General features: G+C 70.6%; 17 protein-coding genes. 15 read left to right on the top strand and 2 right to left on the bottom strand.

What is annotated here, in order from left to right; all coding sequences use genetic code 11:
- Window positions 1-28 precede the first annotated feature (28 nt).
- The 6 genes from OXS27_RS19060 (at window position 29) to phnE (OXS27_RS19035) (ending at window position 5082) form a co-directional block, all read left to right on the top strand.
- The gene (locus OXS27_RS19060; protein ID WP_267358261.1) at window positions 29-715 is read left to right on the top strand and encodes a DUF1045 domain-containing protein; all 687 of its coding nucleotides are present in this window, start codon (window positions 29-31) and stop codon (window positions 713-715) included.
- Window positions 708-1343: a chloramphenicol acetyltransferase gene (locus OXS27_RS19055; protein ID WP_267358260.1), complete on the top strand. Its 636-nt coding sequence runs from the start codon at window positions 708-710 to the stop codon at window positions 1341-1343. The genes OXS27_RS19060 and OXS27_RS19055 overlap by 8 nt, the downstream gene beginning before the upstream one ends.
- A 111-nt stretch (window positions 1344-1454) precedes the next feature.
- Window positions 1455-2294, top strand: coding sequence for a phosphonate ABC transporter ATP-binding protein (phnC, locus tag OXS27_RS19050; RefSeq protein ID WP_243921713.1), 840 nt, complete (start codon window positions 1455-1457; stop codon window positions 2292-2294).
- A 95-nt stretch (window positions 2295-2389) separates the two neighbouring features.
- Window positions 2390-3319, top strand: a complete 930-nt coding sequence (gene phnD, locus OXS27_RS19045) for a phosphonate ABC transporter substrate-binding protein (RefSeq protein WP_267358259.1) — start codon at window positions 2390-2392, stop codon at window positions 3317-3319.
- A 15-nt stretch (window positions 3320-3334) separates the two neighbouring features.
- Window positions 3335-4216, top strand: a complete 882-nt coding sequence (gene phnE / locus OXS27_RS19040; RefSeq protein ID WP_243921717.1) for a phosphonate ABC transporter, permease protein PhnE — start codon at window positions 3335-3337, stop codon at window positions 4214-4216.
- On the top strand, window positions 4213-5082 hold the full coding sequence (phnE, locus tag OXS27_RS19035; protein ID WP_267358258.1) for a phosphonate ABC transporter, permease protein PhnE: 870 nt from the start codon (window positions 4213-4215) through the stop codon (window positions 5080-5082). The genes phnE (OXS27_RS19040) and phnE (OXS27_RS19035) overlap by 4 nt, the downstream gene beginning before the upstream one ends.
- A 177-nt stretch (window positions 5083-5259) precedes the next feature.
- Here phnE (OXS27_RS19035) and phnF read toward each other — a convergent pair whose 3' ends face one another.
- Entirely contained in the window at window positions 5260-6003 is a 744-nt protein-coding gene (gene phnF, locus OXS27_RS19030) for a phosphonate metabolism transcriptional regulator PhnF (protein ID WP_267358257.1), read from the bottom strand.
- 79 nt (window positions 6004-6082) lie between these two features.
- Between phnF and phnG the strand changes: the two genes are divergently transcribed.
- The 9 genes from phnG (at window position 6083) to phnN (ending at window position 13029) form a co-directional block, all read left to right on the top strand.
- Window positions 6083-6553 (top strand): phosphonate C-P lyase system protein PhnG, encoded by a 471-nt coding sequence (phnG, locus tag OXS27_RS19025; protein WP_267358256.1) that lies wholly within the window; start codon window positions 6083-6085, stop codon window positions 6551-6553.
- Between the two features lie 2 nt (window positions 6554-6555).
- A complete protein-coding gene (phnH, locus tag OXS27_RS19020) occupies window positions 6556-7143 on the top strand; it encodes a phosphonate C-P lyase system protein PhnH (protein WP_267358255.1) in 588 nt (195 codons plus the stop codon).
- 3 nt (window positions 7144-7146) lie between these two features.
- Window positions 7147-8253 carry a carbon-phosphorus lyase complex subunit PhnI gene (locus OXS27_RS19015; RefSeq protein ID WP_267358254.1) on the top strand — a complete coding sequence of 369 codons (1107 nt, stop codon included), beginning with the start codon at window positions 7147-7149 and terminating at the stop codon, window positions 8251-8253.
- 140 nt (window positions 8254-8393) lie between these two features.
- Window positions 8394-9404: an alpha-D-ribose 1-methylphosphonate 5-phosphate C-P-lyase PhnJ gene (locus OXS27_RS19010; protein WP_267358253.1), complete on the top strand. Its 1011-nt coding sequence runs from the start codon at window positions 8394-8396 to the stop codon at window positions 9402-9404.
- The gene (locus OXS27_RS19005; protein WP_267358252.1) at window positions 9401-9877 is read left to right on the top strand and encodes a GNAT family N-acetyltransferase; all 477 of its coding nucleotides are present in this window, start codon (window positions 9401-9403) and stop codon (window positions 9875-9877) included. The genes OXS27_RS19010 and OXS27_RS19005 overlap by 4 nt, the downstream gene beginning before the upstream one ends.
- A complete protein-coding gene (phnK, locus tag OXS27_RS19000; RefSeq protein ID WP_267358251.1) occupies window positions 9874-10647 on the top strand; it encodes a phosphonate C-P lyase system protein PhnK in 774 nt (257 codons plus the stop codon). The genes OXS27_RS19005 and phnK overlap by 4 nt, the downstream gene beginning before the upstream one ends.
- Entirely contained in the window at window positions 10644-11351 is a 708-nt protein-coding gene (gene phnL / locus OXS27_RS18995) for a phosphonate C-P lyase system protein PhnL (protein ID WP_267358250.1), read from the top strand. The genes phnK and phnL overlap by 4 nt, the downstream gene beginning before the upstream one ends.
- 11 nt (window positions 11352-11362) lie before the next feature.
- The gene (locus OXS27_RS18990; protein WP_267358249.1) at window positions 11363-12499 is read left to right on the top strand and encodes an alpha-D-ribose 1-methylphosphonate 5-triphosphate diphosphatase; all 1137 of its coding nucleotides are present in this window, start codon (window positions 11363-11365) and stop codon (window positions 12497-12499) included.
- Window positions 12499-13029, top strand: a complete 531-nt coding sequence (phnN, locus tag OXS27_RS18985; RefSeq protein ID WP_267358248.1) for a phosphonate metabolism protein/1,5-bisphosphokinase (PRPP-forming) PhnN — start codon at window positions 12499-12501, stop codon at window positions 13027-13029. Before OXS27_RS18990 ends, phnN begins: the two co-directional genes overlap by 1 nt.
- A 318-nt stretch (window positions 13030-13347) precedes the next feature.
- Here the strand turns inward: phnN and OXS27_RS18980 are convergent, their stop codons facing one another.
- Window positions 13348-14211, bottom strand: coding sequence for a porin family protein (locus OXS27_RS18980; RefSeq protein ID WP_243921739.1), 864 nt, complete (start codon window positions 14209-14211; stop codon window positions 13348-13350).
- Window positions 14212-14519 lie beyond the last annotated feature (308 nt).

Genomic DNA, 14519 nt, shown 5'->3' with positions numbered 1-14519 from the left:
GGTCGCCCCGCGCTCCGGAGGTGAAGACGTGACGCGCCGCTACGCCTTGTATTGGCTGCCCGCCCCGGGCTCCCCCCTGGAGGCCTTCGGCCGGAGCGTGCTCGGGTACGACACCATCTCCGGGGAGGCGGTCGCACACCCAGCGGGACTGCGCGAACTCGCCGCCGTCAACGCGGGCGCCCGGGTCTACGGTTTTCACGCGACGCTCAAGGCGCCGATGCGCCTCGCGCCGGGGGTGACGGAGGCCGATCTTGTCGTCGCCGCCCGCGGCCTCGCGACCCCGCACCCGCCGGTCGTGCTCGGGCCGCTGCGCGTCGCGGCGCTCGGACGGTTCCTCGCCCTGGTGCCGGAGGTGCCGCCGCCGGAACTCGGCCTGCTCGCGGCGGAATGCGTCGCGGCCCTCGATCCCCTGCGGGCGCCCCTCACCGAGGCCGAGCGCGCCAAGCGCCGGCCGGAGCGCCTGGATCCGCGCGCCCGTGCCCTGCTCGACCGCTGGGGCTATCCGCACGTGTTCGAAGCCTTCCGCTTCCACATGACCCTGACCGATGCCCTGCCGGAGCCCGATCGCGACGGCTGGTACCGCCGCCTCGCCGAGGCCTACGCCGCCTCGGGCGCGGAACCGGTGACAATCGACGCGATCTGCCTTCTGACCCAGGATGCGGGCGGGCCGTTCCGGCTCCTGGCGCGCCTGCCCTTCGGTGCGTCCCATGGCTGAGGTTCCCAAGGCTTCCCCGCACCTCGGCCTCGAACCCGCGGTCGACGCCAGCGCCCGGGTCGAATCCTGCCGACTCGGCCACTACACCGAGATCGGCGCCCGGACCCGCCTGACCGAGACGAGCCTGGACGATTATTCCTACATCGGCCAGGACGGCGAGGTGATCTACACGACGATCGGCAAGTTCTGCTCGATCGCCGCCAGCGTGCGGATCAACCCGGGCAATCACCCGATGGAGCGCGCCTCGCAGGCCCACTTCACCTATCGGGCGCGCGCCTATTGGCCCGAGGAAGCGGACGAGGCCGCCTACTTCGACCGGCGCCGGGCGAGCCCCGTCACGATCGGCCACGATGTCTGGATCGGCCACGGCGTGGTGGTCCTGCCCGGCCGAACCATCGGCACCGGTGCGGTGGTGGGGGCGGGCGCGATCGTCACGCGCGACGTCGCCCCCTACGCGATCGTGGTCGGCAACCCGGCCCGGCCGGTCCGGCGCCGGTTCCCCGAGGATATCGCCGCGCGGCTGGAGCGCCTCGCGTGGTGGGACTGGGACCACGAACGCCTGCGCCGTGCGCTTCCGGATTTCCGCGCCCTGTCGATCGAAGCATTCCTCGATCGATACGAAACGTGAGGCCGCTATCGGGTAGATATCCTGCGCCGGCAAACAACATCAAAATGTATTCGTCATCCAATCGTCGCGTAAGCGGCGTTTAGCTGCGGCTATTCCGCAGCGGATGGATGCATGCTCGTCATCGAGGATCTTACGCGCCAGTACGGTGACCGGCGTGCCGTGGACGGCGTCACGTTGCGAATCGAGCCGGGCAGCTTCGTCGGTGTGATCGGCCGGTCCGGCGCCGGCAAGTCGACGTTGCTGCGGCTGATCAACCGGCTGGCGGACGCGAGTTCGGGCCGTATCCTCCACGACGGGCGCGACGTCACAGCCCTGAAGGGTCGGCATCTGCGGGAGTGGCGCACGCGCTGCGCCATGATCTTCCAGCAGTTCAATCTCGTCGGACGCCTCGATGTGATGACCAACGTGCTGATGGGGCGGCTCAGCCACGTGCCGAGCCCTCGGGCCTTGCTGCGCCTGTGGTCCGATGAGGACCGGGCAATGGCGCTCGCCGCCCTGGAGAGCTTCGACATGGGCGAGTTCGCCGGCCAGCGGGCCGACGGACTGTCGGGCGGCCAGCAGCAGCGCGTGGCGATCGCCCGCGCCCTCGTGCAGGAGCCGCAGATCCTGCTGGCCGATGAGCCGGTGGCCTCCCTCGACCCGCGCAACACCCGCCTCGTGATGGACGCGCTCGCCGAGGTGAACCGGCGCTACGGCATCACGGTGCTGTGCAACCTGCACTCGCTCGACTTGGCTCGCGCCTATTGCGACCGCCTCGTCGGACTCGCCGACGGCCGCGTGGTGTTCGAGGGCGGCCCGTTCGACCTGACCGAGGATGTGGCGCGCCGGCTCTACGGGCTGGAGGCTGGCGAGGTGCTGGACGATTCGGCCCAGCGGGAGGCGGAGCAGCGGGCGGCGCTGCCGGGTCGCGTTCCGGCTCGGCCGATCCGCGAGGCCGCCATCGGCGCCTGAATCGGGCCCCGGCCCCAAAACAAACGACAGATCGGGAAACGCCCGGCCGACCCAGAGGGCGGCCGAAGCCCGCACCAACGCCGAAGGACCGTACGATGATCACCCGACGCACCCTCGCCGCCGCCGCGGCGGCCCTCGCCCTGCTCGGCCTGCCTGCCGCCGCCGAGGACTGGAAGGCCAAGTATCCCGAGCTGACGCTGGCGGTCATCCCGGTGGAGAACGCGAGCGGCACCGTCGACCGCTACACGCCGCTGGCGGGTTATCTCACCAAGGCGCTCGGCGTGCCGGTGAAGCTGCGGGTGGCGAGCGATTACGCCGCGGTGATCGAGGGCCAGCGGGCCGGCAACATCCAGATCGGGTATTACGGCGCCGCCTCGCTCTCCCGCGCCGTCATGACCGGCGTGAAGATCGAGCCGGTCGCGAGCCCGAAGCACGAGACCGGCATCTCGGGCTACTATTCCGTGGTCTACGTGCTGGCTTCGAGCCCCTACAAGACGGTCGCGGATCTCAAGGACAAGAACCTCGCCCTGGTCGATCCGAACTCGACCTCGGGCAATCAGGCGCCGCGCTTCTTCCTGCGGCGGGCCGGCTACGATGTGGACAAGTTCTTCGGCAAGGTCTTCTTCGCCGGAAGTCACGAGAACGCCGTGCTGGCGCTGACCCAGGGCACCGCCGACGCGGCGGCGAATTTCTGGAATTCCGAGGCCGACAACAATCTCGCGCGCATGCTGACCAAGGGCATCGTCAAGGATGCCCAGGGGCGGTCGATGACGAAGGACGACTTCCGGACCGTGTTCAAGTCCGATCTCCTGCCGGGGGATGCCTACGCCGTGCTGTCCAGCCTGCCGGACGACCTGAAGACCAAGATCCGCGACGCGCTCCTCGCCCTGCCGACCGCCGACAAGGCGGCCTTCGACCGGCTGTCGGACGGCAAGGATCTCGGCATCATCCCGGCGACGATCCAGGACTACCAGCCGGTCATCGACATGCTGCGGTTCAACGACGAGCAACGCAAGAAATCCTGATCCGGACCGTCGGCCTTGCGTAGCCTGACCAAGCTGCCGCCGGAGCGGGAAGCCGCCCTCTCCGGCCTCTACGCGGCGGCGACCGGCGCCGCGCGCCGCCGCACGCTCGCGGGCTTCGCACTCGTGGCGGTGCTCGCCGTGCTGGCGGGGCTCGTCGCCGAGGTGCGGCCGCTGATCTTCGCCGAGAACATCGGCAAGTTCACCGCCTACATCCGGCAGATCCTGCCGCCGGTTGGCCTCGACCACCCGGTCGCAGACCTGCGCGAGTGGTACTGGGGCCTGTCCGGCTGGCTGGCGCTGCTGGGTGAGACCCTGTTGATGGCCTATCTCGGCACGCTGCTCGGGGGACTCGCGGGCTTCGTCCTCAGCTTCGCCGGCTCCGCCAACCTCATGCGGTCGCGCGTACTGCGTCTGCTGACCACGCGCTTCCTGGAGATCTGCCGCACCGTCCCGGACATCGTGTTCGCGCTGATCTTCGTGATCGCCTTCGGTCTCGGGCCCATGGTCGGCGTGCTGGCCATCGCGATCCACACCACGGGGGCGCTGGGCAAGCTGTTCTCCGAGGTGGTCGAGAACATCGACATGCGCCCCGTCGAGGGTCTGTCCGCCGCGGGTGCCACCTGGGTCGAGACGGTGCGCTTCGCCGTGCTGCCACAGGTTCTGTCGAACTTCGCCTCCTACGGGCTGCTGCGGTTCGAGATCAACGTGCGCGGGGCGGCCGTTCTCGGCTTCGTCGGCGCGGGCGGTATCGGCCAGGAGTTCCTGGGCGCGATTCGCAACTTCTACTATGCGGATGTGAGTGCGATCCTCGTGCTGATCATCCTGACGGTGTTCTGCATCGACCTCGCCACCGAGCAGGTCCGTCACCGGTTGATCGGCCCGGAGAACCCCCGATGAGCGCGGCCCGGACCGGAAACCTGCGGGCTGAGGCCCGGGACAATCTCGCGCGGCTGCGCGGTCGCTATCCTGCGCAGTTCCGGGTTGATTGGGCCGCACGAGCCCGATTCGGCCTCGGGCTCGGTGTCCTGATCGGCCTTGCCGCCCTGGCATGCTGGCGCCTCGACGTTTCCGCGGCGCGGATCCTCAACGGGCTCGGGCGGCTCGGCTCCTTCGCGGTGCTGATGCTGCCGCCGTCCCCGGAGGGCCATCTCTGGACCTTCCTGCACGCCCTCGGCGAGACCCTGGGCATCGCGTTCCTCGGCACGCTGACGGCGGCGATCCTGGCCTTCCCGGTCGCGTTTTTGGCGGCGCGCAACGTTGTGTCGAACCCCTTCGCGCATTTCGCCGTCCGGCGCGGCCTCGACGTGATGCGCTCGGTCGACGTGCTGATCTGGGCGCTGATCTGGATCAACGTCGTGGGCTTGGGCCCCTTCGCGGGGGCACTCGCCATTGCGTGCTCGGATTTCGGGGCGCTCGGCAAGCTGTTCTCGGAGGCGGTCGAGACCTGCGACCGGCGCCCCGGCGAGGGCGTCGTCGCCTCGGGTGGCTCCAGCCTCCACCGGATCCGTTTCGGGCTGATTCCCGGGGTGCTGCCGGTGCTGGCGAGCCAGGTGCTATACTTCTTCGAATCGAACACCCGCTCGGCGACGATCATCGGCATCGTCGGCGCGGGCGGCATCGGCCAGTACCTGACCGAGCTGATCCGCGTGCTGGAACTGCAGCAGGTCGCGTTCCTGGTGCTGATGATCCTCGTCACCGTGGCGGCGATCGACTGGGTCTCGACCCGGCTCCGGCGGGCACTTATCGGGCCGGCGGCGCGCTGAGCGGGTCATGGTTTCCAAAGGACGTGTCCTTTGGCGGGTGCAGGGCAGAGCCCTGCAGACGGATCTCCGACCCCCGGAAGGGGGGCGGAGATCCGTTCGTCGGGATTTCACCCCGACACCCCACCAAAGGGCCACGCCCTTTGGAAACCCATCCGCTCGATTGAGACGCTTCGGCCCTCAGCCGCCGATCACCAGCTCCACCCGGTCGGCGGCGAACAGGGTCCGGTTCGCCTGGATCGGCACGCCCGCGGGATCGATATTGACGCTCGACACCACCAGTACGACCCGCCCCGGCGCGATGTCGAGCCGGGCCGCCTCCTGGGCTTCGGCCAGGCGGGCGCGGACGCGTGTCGAGAGCCGCGTGTAGTCGTGGACGCCGCAGGCCGCGAGCGCCCGGGTGATCGAGCCGCGCTCGGCATAGGCCTCGGCGAAGCCGGCAAAGCGCGGCAGCGGCACCCAGGTCAACGAGGTGGAGAGGGGTGCGTCGTCGGCCCGGTGGACCGTCAGCAGTTCCAGCACCGGCGCGCCGGGGGCGATGGCCAGCGCCGCCGCCGGCTCGGGCGCGGCCGCGACGGTGGCCGACGCGATGAGATCGCCCCAGGCTTCCCGCCCGGCCTCGGCGACGATCTCCGAGAAGCGCGTGCGCGGCCCGATCGGGTAGGCGAGCGGCGGCTCCTCCACGAAGGTGCCGCGGCCCTGGCTGGCGCGCACGAGGCCGCCCTCGGCCAGGGCGGCGAGCGCCCGGCGGACGGTATGCCGGTTCACCGCGAAGCGCGCCGCGAGCGCCGCCTCGGTGGGCAGTTGCTGGCCGGGCGCGTATCGGCCCGCCGCGATATCGGCCGTGAGCGTGTCGGCGATCTGCCGCCACGCCGTCAGCCCTTCGCCCCGGACGAGGCCGGGCGCCTGTGCCTCTGCTTCCATCCTGTCATCCAAACTTCATTTGTCCGGCGGGCGCCAGTTGTCTATAGATCTATACAACGATGCGACGGAGGGATTCGCGATGACCCCGAACCCAGCAGGCCCAGAACCCGGACCCGAGATCGTGGCCCGGCAGGCCGTGATGGCCCTGTGCGCCGACGCGAGCCGGACTGAATTGGAAGCCGCGCTGACGCGTGTTGATGTCCCCGCTGCCGAGGACTTGCGCCCCCCAGAGACCGGTCTCGTGATGGCCACTGGCCGGATCGGCGGCGATGGGCGCCCGTTCCATGTCGGCGAGGTCAGCGTCACCCGGGCGGCGATCCGTCTGGCGGATGGGGGCACGGGCTTCGCCTACCATCTCGGCCGCGACCGGACGAAGGCGCGCCTCGCCGCGATCCTCGACGCGCTCTGGCAGGATCCGGCGCAACGCGCCCACGTCGAGGCCGCCCTGGCGGATGCCGCCGACCGGGCCGAGGCAGATCGCTGGAAGGCGGCGCGGCAGACCGCCGCCACGCGGGTCGAGTTCCTGACCGTCGCCCGTGGGGAGGATTGAGCATGCTCGCACCCGGCTTCGCCGATCCGGTCCACGACGCCCAGGCGACGTTCCGCGCCGTGATGGACGCCCTCGCCCGGCCGGGGCTGCCCCGGCCGCTCATCCCGGGCCTGACCCCGCCGGCGCCGCTGACGCCGGAACTCGCCGCCGTCGCGCTCACCCTGGCCGACGCCGACACGCCGGTCTGGCTCGATGCCGGGCTCGCGGCGTCGCCCGCGGTCGCCGCCTACCTGCGCTTCCACACCGGCGCTCCCCTCACGGAGGACCCGGCCGCGGCCGCCTTCGCGCTGATCAGCGATCCGGCCCGCTGCCCGCCGCTGAACGCCTTCGCCCCCGGCACGCCGGCCTATCCCGACACGTCCACGACGCTCGTGCTCGCCCTCGACGCGATCACCGCGGGGGAGGGGCTGTGCCTGACCGGGCCCGGCATCCGCGGTACCACCCGCGTCGCGCTGGCGCCGCTGCCGGAGGGCTTCGTCGCGCAGCTCGCCGGGAACCGCGCGGATTTCCCCCTCGGCGTCGACCTGATCCTGACCGCCCCCGGCCGCGTGGCCGGGCTGCCGCGCTCCACAGCCGTCACGGAGGGCTGACCCATGTATGTGGCCGTGAAGGGCGGCGAAGCCGCCATCGACAACGCCCACCGGCTGCTCGCCGAGGCGCGCCGGGGCGACACCACCGTGCCGGAACTGTCCGTGGCGCAGATCCGCGAGCAGATGGCGCTGCTGGTCGACCGGGTGATGACCGAGGGCTCGCTCTACGACCCCGATCTCGCGGCGCTCGCCCTGAAGCAGGCCCGCGGCGATGTGGTCGAAGCGGTGTTCCTGGTCCGCGCCTATCGGACGACGCTGCCGCGCTTCGGCGCCTCCGTGCCGCTCGAGACTGGTGCCATGGCGGTGGCCCGCCGGGTCTCGGCGACCTTCAAGGATCTGCCGGGCGGGCAGGTGCTCGGGCCGACCTTCGACTACACGCATCGGTTGATCGATTTCGCGCTGGCCGCGGAGGGTGAGATCGAGACTGCCGCCGAGGCCGAGCCCCGCGCCGATGCCGCGATCTGTCCCCGCGTCACCGACCTGCTGGCCCAGGACGGGCTGATCGAGGCCTCGCCGCAGGACGAGGGCGCCCCCGTGGGCGATCTCACCCGCGAGCCCGTGGATTACCCAGCCGACCGGGCCCTGCGCCTCCAGGCGCTCGCCCGGGGCGACGAGGGCTTCGTGCTCGGCCTCGCCTACTCGACCCAGCGTGGTTACGGCCGCACCCACCCGTTCGTGGGCGAGATCCGGGTCGGCGAGGTGGCCGTGGAGTTCGTGCCCGAGGAGTTGGGCTTCGCGGTGCCGCTCGGCCGGGTGCAGCTCACCGAGTGCCAGATGGTCAACCAGTTCAAGGGTTCGGGCGCGGCGCCGCCGCAATTCACCCGCGGCTACGGGCTGAGCTTCGGCCAGAGCGAGCGCAAGGCCATGGCGATGGCGCTGGTGGATCGCGCTCTGCGCGCCGAGGAGTTGGGCGAGCCGGTGGTGAGTCCAGCGCAGGACCAGGAATTCGTCCTCGCCCATTGCGACAGCCTCCAGGCGACCGGCTTCGTCGAGCACCTCAAGCTGCCCCACTACGTCGACTTCCAGGCGGAGTTGGAGCTGGTTCGCCGGCTAAGGGCCGAATTCGAGCAGAGATCCGAGCCCGTCAAGATGCAGGAGGCCGCGGAATGAGCGGGACACATACGGTCTTCCCTCCCCCCTCTGCGGGGGAGGGTAGCCTGCGCAACAGGGGGGGAGAGGGGAGCGACGGTGCAGAACGAAGCTCTCCCCCTCATGAAGATCGCGCCCTATCCGGAAGCCGGGTTCCCCTCTTGCGGGACTTCGTCCCGGCCCAACCCCTGCTGACGCAGGGGCCACCCTCCCCCATCCCAAGTCGGGCTCGCCCGACTTGGGACGAGCAGGATGCCGATCTCGGGCAGGCCCGAGATCGGTCGGGGGGAGGGAGTGCTGCGGAGCCGTCCGCTCCGCAATCCGGCTACAACTTCGCCTATCTCGACGAGGGCACGAAGCGGATGATCCGCCGGGCGATCCTCAAGGGGATTGCGGTTCCGGGCTATCAGGTGCCCTTCGCCTCCCGCGAGATGCCGATGCCCTACGGTTGGGGCACCGGCGGCGTGCAGGTCACCGCCGCGATCCTCGGCCGGGCGGACGTGCTCAAGGTGATCGACCAGGGCGCCGACGACACCACCAACGCGGTCTCGATCCGCCGGTTCTTCGCCAAGACCTCCGGGGTGGCCACCACCACCCGCACCGCGGAGGCGACGGTGATCCAGACGCGCCATCGGATCCCCGAGACGCCGCTCACCGAGGGCCAGACCCTGGTCTATCAGGTGCCGATTCCCGAGCCCCTGCGCTACCTCGAACCGCGTGAGACCGAGACCCGCCAGCTCCACGCGCTCGCGGAATACGGCGCCATGCACGTGAAGCTCTACGAGGATATCAGCCGCCACGGGCACATCGCCACCACCTACGCCTACCCGGTCGAGGTGGCGGGCCGCTACGTGATGGACCCGTCGCCGACGCCGAAATTCGACAACCCCAAGATGGACGACTGCCCGGCGCTTCAGCTCTTTGGCGCAGGGCGCGAGCGGCGGATCTACGCGGTGCCGCCCTACACGCGCGTGCGCAGCCTCGACTTCGAGGACCATCCGTTCCGGGTGCAGGAATTCACCCACCCGTGCGCCCTGTGCGGGGCCGAGGGCGTCTATCTCGACGAGGTGCTGCTCGACGATGCCGGCAAGCGGATGTTCGTCTGCTCGGACACCGACCATTGCGAGGGGCGCCGCGCGGACGGCCATGTCGGCACGGGAGAGGCGATATGACCGGTCTCACGGTCCGCCGGGCCGGGACGCCCGACCTCCCGGCCATCCTCGACCTCTACGCCGAGCTGAACAGCGGGCGGGTGGCCAGCCTGGAGCAGGCCGAGGCGCTGCTCGACCGGCTCAAGACGGCCTATCCCGATTACGGGCTCTACGTGGCCGAGGTCGAGGGCGCGATCGTCGGCACCTTCTGCCTCATCATCCTCGACAACATCGCCCATTGGGGCATGCCCTCGGCGCTGGTCGAGAGCGTCGTGGTCTCGTCGGGGCAGCGCGGCGGCGGTCTCGGCCGGGCGATGATGCACGAGGCGTTCCGCCTCGCCCAGGCGCGGGGCTGCTACAAGCTCGCTTTGTCGTCGAATGTCGACGCCAAGCCCGCGCATGTCTTCTACGAGCGCCTCGGCTTCGAGCGCTACGGCTACAGCTTCCGCCTGGATCCGCCCTTCACGCCTGCCGCCGCCGAGGTGACCCCATGAGCGAGCCCCTGCTTCAGGTCCGCGGGCTGGCCAAGCGCTACGGCGCCCGCCTCGCCTGCGCCGACGTGTCGTTCGACCTCGTCCCCGGCGAGGTGCTGGCGATCGTGGGCGAATCCGGCTCCGGCAAGTCGACGCTGCTCTCCCTGATCGCCACCGAACTGGCCCCGGATTCCGGGACGGTCTCCTACCGGATGCGCGACGGCGCGCTGCGTGACCTCGCCGGCTTGAGTGAGGCCGGGCGCCGGGCACTGATGCGCACCGACTGGGGTTTTGTGCGCCAGGACGCGACGAAGGGCCTGCGCATGGCGGTTTCGGCCGGCGGCAATGTCGGTGAGCGCCTGATGGGGCTCGGCGAGCGGCATTACGGCCGGATCCGCGCCCAGGCCCTCGACTGGCTTGGCCGGGTGGAGATCGATGCCGGCCGGATCGACGACCCGCCGAGTCAGTTCTCGGGCGGCATGCGTCAGCGCCTGCAGATCGCCCGCAACCTCGTCACGGCTCCGCGCCTCGTGCTGATGGACGAGCCGACCTCGGGTCTTGACGTCTCGGTCCAGGCCCGGTTGCTCGACCTGATCCGTCGGCTCTCGGCCGAACTCGGGCTCGCCGTGATCATCGTGACCCACGATCTCGCGGTGGCGCGGCTACTCTCGCACCGGATCGCCGTGATGCGGGCCGGCCGCGTGATCGAGACCGGTTTGACCGACCGGGTGCTCGACGATCCCGAGCACGCCTACACCCAGCTCCTCGTCTCCTCGGTGCTTGCCGCATGACCGCGCTCCTCACCTTCCAGGACGTCGCCAAGAGCTTCACCCTGCATCTGCGCGACGGGGTGGTGCTGCCGGTGGTGAGCGGCGTCAGCTTGTCCGTGGCGCCCGGCGAGTGCGTGGTGCTGGGCGGCCCGTCTGGAGCCGGCAAATCTTCGCTCCTCAAGATGGCCTACGGCAATTACCGCTGCGACGGCGGCGCGATCCTGGTCCGCGACGGCGACACGATCGTGGATGTGGTCTGCGCCGATCCGCGGGTGGTGCTGGCGCTCCGGGCGCGGGTGATCGCCTACGTGTCGCAGTTCTTGCGGGTGATCCCGCGGGTCTCGACCCTCGACGTGGTCGTGGCCGGGGGCCGCGAGGGTGGATTGTCCGAAGAAACGGCGCGGGCGCGGGCCAAGGACTTGCTGGCCCGGCTCAACCTGCCCGAGCGGCTCTGGGGCCTGCCGCCCGCGACCTTCTCGGGCGGCGAGCAGCAGCGGGTCAACATCGCCCGCGGCCTGATCGCCGACCGGCCGCTCCTGCTGCTCGACGAGCCGACCGCCTCCCTCGACGCGCAGAACCGCGCCGTGGTCGCCGAGCTGGTGCGCGAGAAGCTGGCGGCCGGGGCCGGCGTGCTCGGCATCTTCCACGACAGCGAGATGCGCGACGCTGTGGCGACGCGAATCGTCGACGTGACGCGGTTCGCGCCGCAAGCCCGGGCAGCCTGAGGACGGAGACGATGGACGACTTCATCATCGAGAACGCCACCCTGGTCCTGCCCGACCGGGTGCAGCGCGGCTGGCTCGCCGTGTCCGACGGGGCGATCGCCGAGATCGGCGAGGGCCGCCCGCCGGCCCGCGGCCATGATTTCGGCGGCGATCACCTGATCCCCGGGCTGATCGAGCTGCACACCGACCATCTGGAGAGCCATTACGCGCCGCGTCCGAAGGTGCGCTGGCACCCGCTCGGCGCGGTGCTCGCCTATGACGCCCAGATCACCGCCTCGGGCATCACCACGGTGTTCGATTCGCTGCGTGCCGGCAGCGATCCCGACGGCAGCGGCCTCGGCTCCGAGCTGGAGCAGCTTGCGGGCGCCATCGACACCGCCCGCGCCCAGGATCTGTTCCGGGCCGAGCACTTCACGCATCTGCGCTGCGAACTGCCCTCCGCGGACGTGCTCGACACGGTGGCGGCCTTCACGGCCCGCTACCCCGTGGGCCTGATCTCGCTGATGGACCACACCCCGGGCCAGCGGCAGTTCCGCGACATGGAGAAGTACTACACCTACGCTACCCGCGGCGGCCGGCCGATGGAGGAGATCCGCGCCAACACCGAGCGCAAGATCCGCGACGGCAAAGCGCTCAACGCGCAGAATCGCCCGGCCCTCGTCCAATTCGCCCGCGAGATGAACATCCCGCTGGCGAGCCACGACGACACCACCCTGGCGGATGTCGAACTTGCGGTCGGGGAGGGCGTGCGGCTCGCCGAGTTCCCCACCACCCGGGAGGCGGCCGAGGCTGCGCATGGCAAGGGGCTCACGGTGATGATGGGCGCGCCCAACCTGATCCGCGGCGGCTCGCATTCCGGCAACGTCGCGGCCCTGGCGCTCGCCGAGGCCGGGCACCTCGACATCCTGTCGTCGGATTACGTGCCGGCGAGCCTGCTGATGGCGGCCTTCCTGCTGCCCGAGCAGGCGCCGGACATCACCCTGCCGGAGGCGCTCGCCAGCGTGACTGCGAATCCGGCCCGCGCCACCGGCCTGACCGACCGCGGCGCCCTGGCGCCGGGGCTACGGGCCGATCTCGTGCGGGTGCAACTCGCCGAGGGCGTGCCGGTGGTCCGCGAGGTCTGGCGCACCGGCCGGCGGGTCGCCTGATGCCGGGCTGCCTCGTCCTCGTTGTCGGGCCGAGCGGAGCCGGCAAGGACACGCTGATCCGGCTGGCGTGGGCGGCACTCGCCGACGATCCCCGCTACGTCTTCCCGCGCCGCCTCGTCACGCGGCCCCCCTCGGCGGATGAGGACAACGACGAGATCGATGAGGCCGCCTTCGTGGAGGGCTGCGCGGCGGGCCGCTTCACCCTGCACTGGCGCGCCCACGGCCTCGGCTACGCCATCCCGGCGGAGGCCGGCCGTCTGGCGGAGGCGGGCCAGGTGGTGGTCTGCAACGTGTCCCGCCGGGTCGTGGGGCAGGCTCGCGTCGCCGGGCCGCCTGTGAGCGTTGTGGAGATCACGGCGCCGCCGGAGATCCTGATGCAGCGCCTCGCCGCCCGGAGCCGGGCCGAGGACGGCGACCTCGCTGCACGGCTTGCGCGGGAGGTGTCGGTCGCGGCGGATCTGCGGATCCTCAACGTGGGTGCGCCGGAGGTGGGGGCCGAGCGTCTCGTGGCGCATCTACGCGCCTGTTGAGCCGCTTGTCCGCGGGATCCGCCGGGACGGGGCATACAACAAGGCACCCTGCTTTCCCGGACGGGTGGAGCGAAGTGGAACCCGATCCGGGAGCCAGCACAGGACGCGCCGCGTCAGCGGCACAGCTTGATCAAGATCGACGCTGCGCTGTGTTCCGTGCGGGATCCCGGGTCGCATTCCGCCGGCGCTGCATGCGCCCGGGATAAGGGGCGGCGCTCGACAAGGCGCGCCGCTCGGGCATGAAAAAAGGCGCGCGCCGTCTCCGGCACGCGCCTGTTCGATCGCCCGGGGCAGGAGCCCCGGGGATCGCTGGGAAGACTAGAAGCCGCCGAACTTGTAGTTGAAGCCAGCGCGGACGATGCTGCCTTCCGTGCGGAAGCGCGAGATGTAGGAGCCGGTGCCGACGCCCGGGACGGCGGCGACCAGCACGCTCTGGCTGCCGAGATCGTAGTGCAGGTACTCGGCCTTCACCGTGATGGCGTCGTACTTGATGCCGAGGTAGCGGCCCAGCGCGAAGGTGTTCAGGAAGCTGTCGGTCGGCAGCGCGAACTCGATGCCGCCGCCATACGCGAAGCCGGTCTTGAAGTCGTCGTAGCGGCCAGCGAACTGCAGGGCGCCGCCGGGGGTGTAGAAGTTGGCATCGTGGAACACGTTGCCGTAGGCGAGGCCGCCCATCCCGTAGACCAGGACCCGGTCGAACGCGTAGCCGGCGCGGCCCGTGAGGGTGCCGAGCCAGTCGAGGCTCTGGCGGAACTGGCTGAGGTTCGGCGGGCCGCCGGCGACGTTGCCGGTGCCGAGCACGACCCGGTTCTTGGTGATGTCGGTCCAGTCGATGCTGTTGGCGATACCGACCACGATGCCGGAGCCGGGCGTGAACTGGTAGTTGTAGCCGGCGGTGCCGCCGATGTTGGCGAAGCCATCCTGCGAGGTCGAGGTCAGGCCCGGGCGGCGGCCCAGCGCAACGTTGGTGATGTTGCCCGGCAGCACACCCGCGGTGGTGATGCGCTCGCGATCGGTGAAGGTGTAGGCCGACTCGAGACCGGCGTAGAAGCCCGTCCAGGTGAAGACCGGCACCGGCGTGAAGACCGGCGGCGGCGCGGCGCGGCGCGGCAGGTCGGCGGCCGAGGCGGCCGTCGTGACCAGGGCGGTCGCGGCGGTGGCGAGGAGGAGCTTCTTCATCATGGTTGCGGGATCCAAGCTTGTGCGTTGTTGAACGCACTTAAGCGCGGCGGCACAGATCCCGCTATGCCCCCGCTGCCACAGTGTGGCTCGAAAGTGTCTGATGGATTTCTGGAGACTGATAATTCCGCGTTCAAGACACGGCGTTGGCGCTTGACAGTCGAGGCAGTCGCAGGACCCCGCCGCGCCCGGGACCTTGATCCAAACCGGCCGACCCTCTAAGCGGACCGCGTTTTGCGCCCCTGTCCGAGGTCGGGGCGGCCGATCAGGATCCGGGGCTCCGCACGGTCCCCGCCGCAGGAATGGGAATC

It is taken from the genome of Methylobacterium sp. GC_Met_3 (assembly GCF_026540775.1).
GTDB lineage: Bacteria > Pseudomonadota > Alphaproteobacteria > Rhizobiales > Beijerinckiaceae > Methylobacterium.
The sequence above is the reverse complement of the archived record's forward strand: the minus strand, read 5'-3'. Positions and strand labels throughout refer to the sequence as shown.

Bases quoted from the DNA above. Each gene is read 5' to 3' on its own strand.
- OXS27_RS19055 (WP_267358260.1), top strand. From the start codon at position 708: ATGGCTGAGGTTCCCAAGGCTTCCCCGCACCTCGGCCTCGAACCCGCG.
- phnC (WP_243921713.1), top strand. From the start codon at position 1,455: ATGCTCGTCATCGAGGATCTTACGCGCCAGTACGGTGACCGGCGTGCC.
- phnD (WP_267358259.1), top strand. From the start codon at position 2,390: ATGATCACCCGACGCACCCTCGCCGCCGCCGCGGCGGCCCTCGCCCTG.
- phnE (WP_267358258.1), top strand. From the start codon at position 4,213: ATGAGCGCGGCCCGGACCGGAAACCTGCGGGCTGAGGCCCGGGACAAT.
- phnF (WP_267358257.1), bottom strand. From the start codon at position 6,003: ATGGAAGCAGAGGCACAGGCGCCCGGCCTCGTCCGGGGCGAAGGGCTG.
- phnG (WP_267358256.1), top strand. From the start codon at position 6,083: ATGACCCCGAACCCAGCAGGCCCAGAACCCGGACCCGAGATCGTGGCC.
- phnH (WP_267358255.1), top strand. From the start codon at position 6,556: ATGCTCGCACCCGGCTTCGCCGATCCGGTCCACGACGCCCAGGCGACG.
- OXS27_RS19015 (WP_267358254.1), top strand. From the start codon at position 7,147: ATGTATGTGGCCGTGAAGGGCGGCGAAGCCGCCATCGACAACGCCCAC.
- OXS27_RS19005 (WP_267358252.1), top strand. From the start codon at position 9,401: ATGACCGGTCTCACGGTCCGCCGGGCCGGGACGCCCGACCTCCCGGCC.
- phnK (WP_267358251.1), top strand. From the start codon at position 9,874: ATGAGCGAGCCCCTGCTTCAGGTCCGCGGGCTGGCCAAGCGCTACGGC.
- phnL (WP_267358250.1), top strand. From the start codon at position 10,644: ATGACCGCGCTCCTCACCTTCCAGGACGTCGCCAAGAGCTTCACCCTG.
- OXS27_RS18990 (WP_267358249.1), top strand. From the start codon at position 11,363: ATGGACGACTTCATCATCGAGAACGCCACCCTGGTCCTGCCCGACCGG.
- phnN (WP_267358248.1), top strand. From the start codon at position 12,499: ATGCCGGGCTGCCTCGTCCTCGTTGTCGGGCCGAGCGGAGCCGGCAAG.
- OXS27_RS18980 (WP_243921739.1), bottom strand. From the start codon at position 14,211: ATGATGAAGAAGCTCCTCCTCGCCACCGCCGCGACCGCCCTGGTCACG.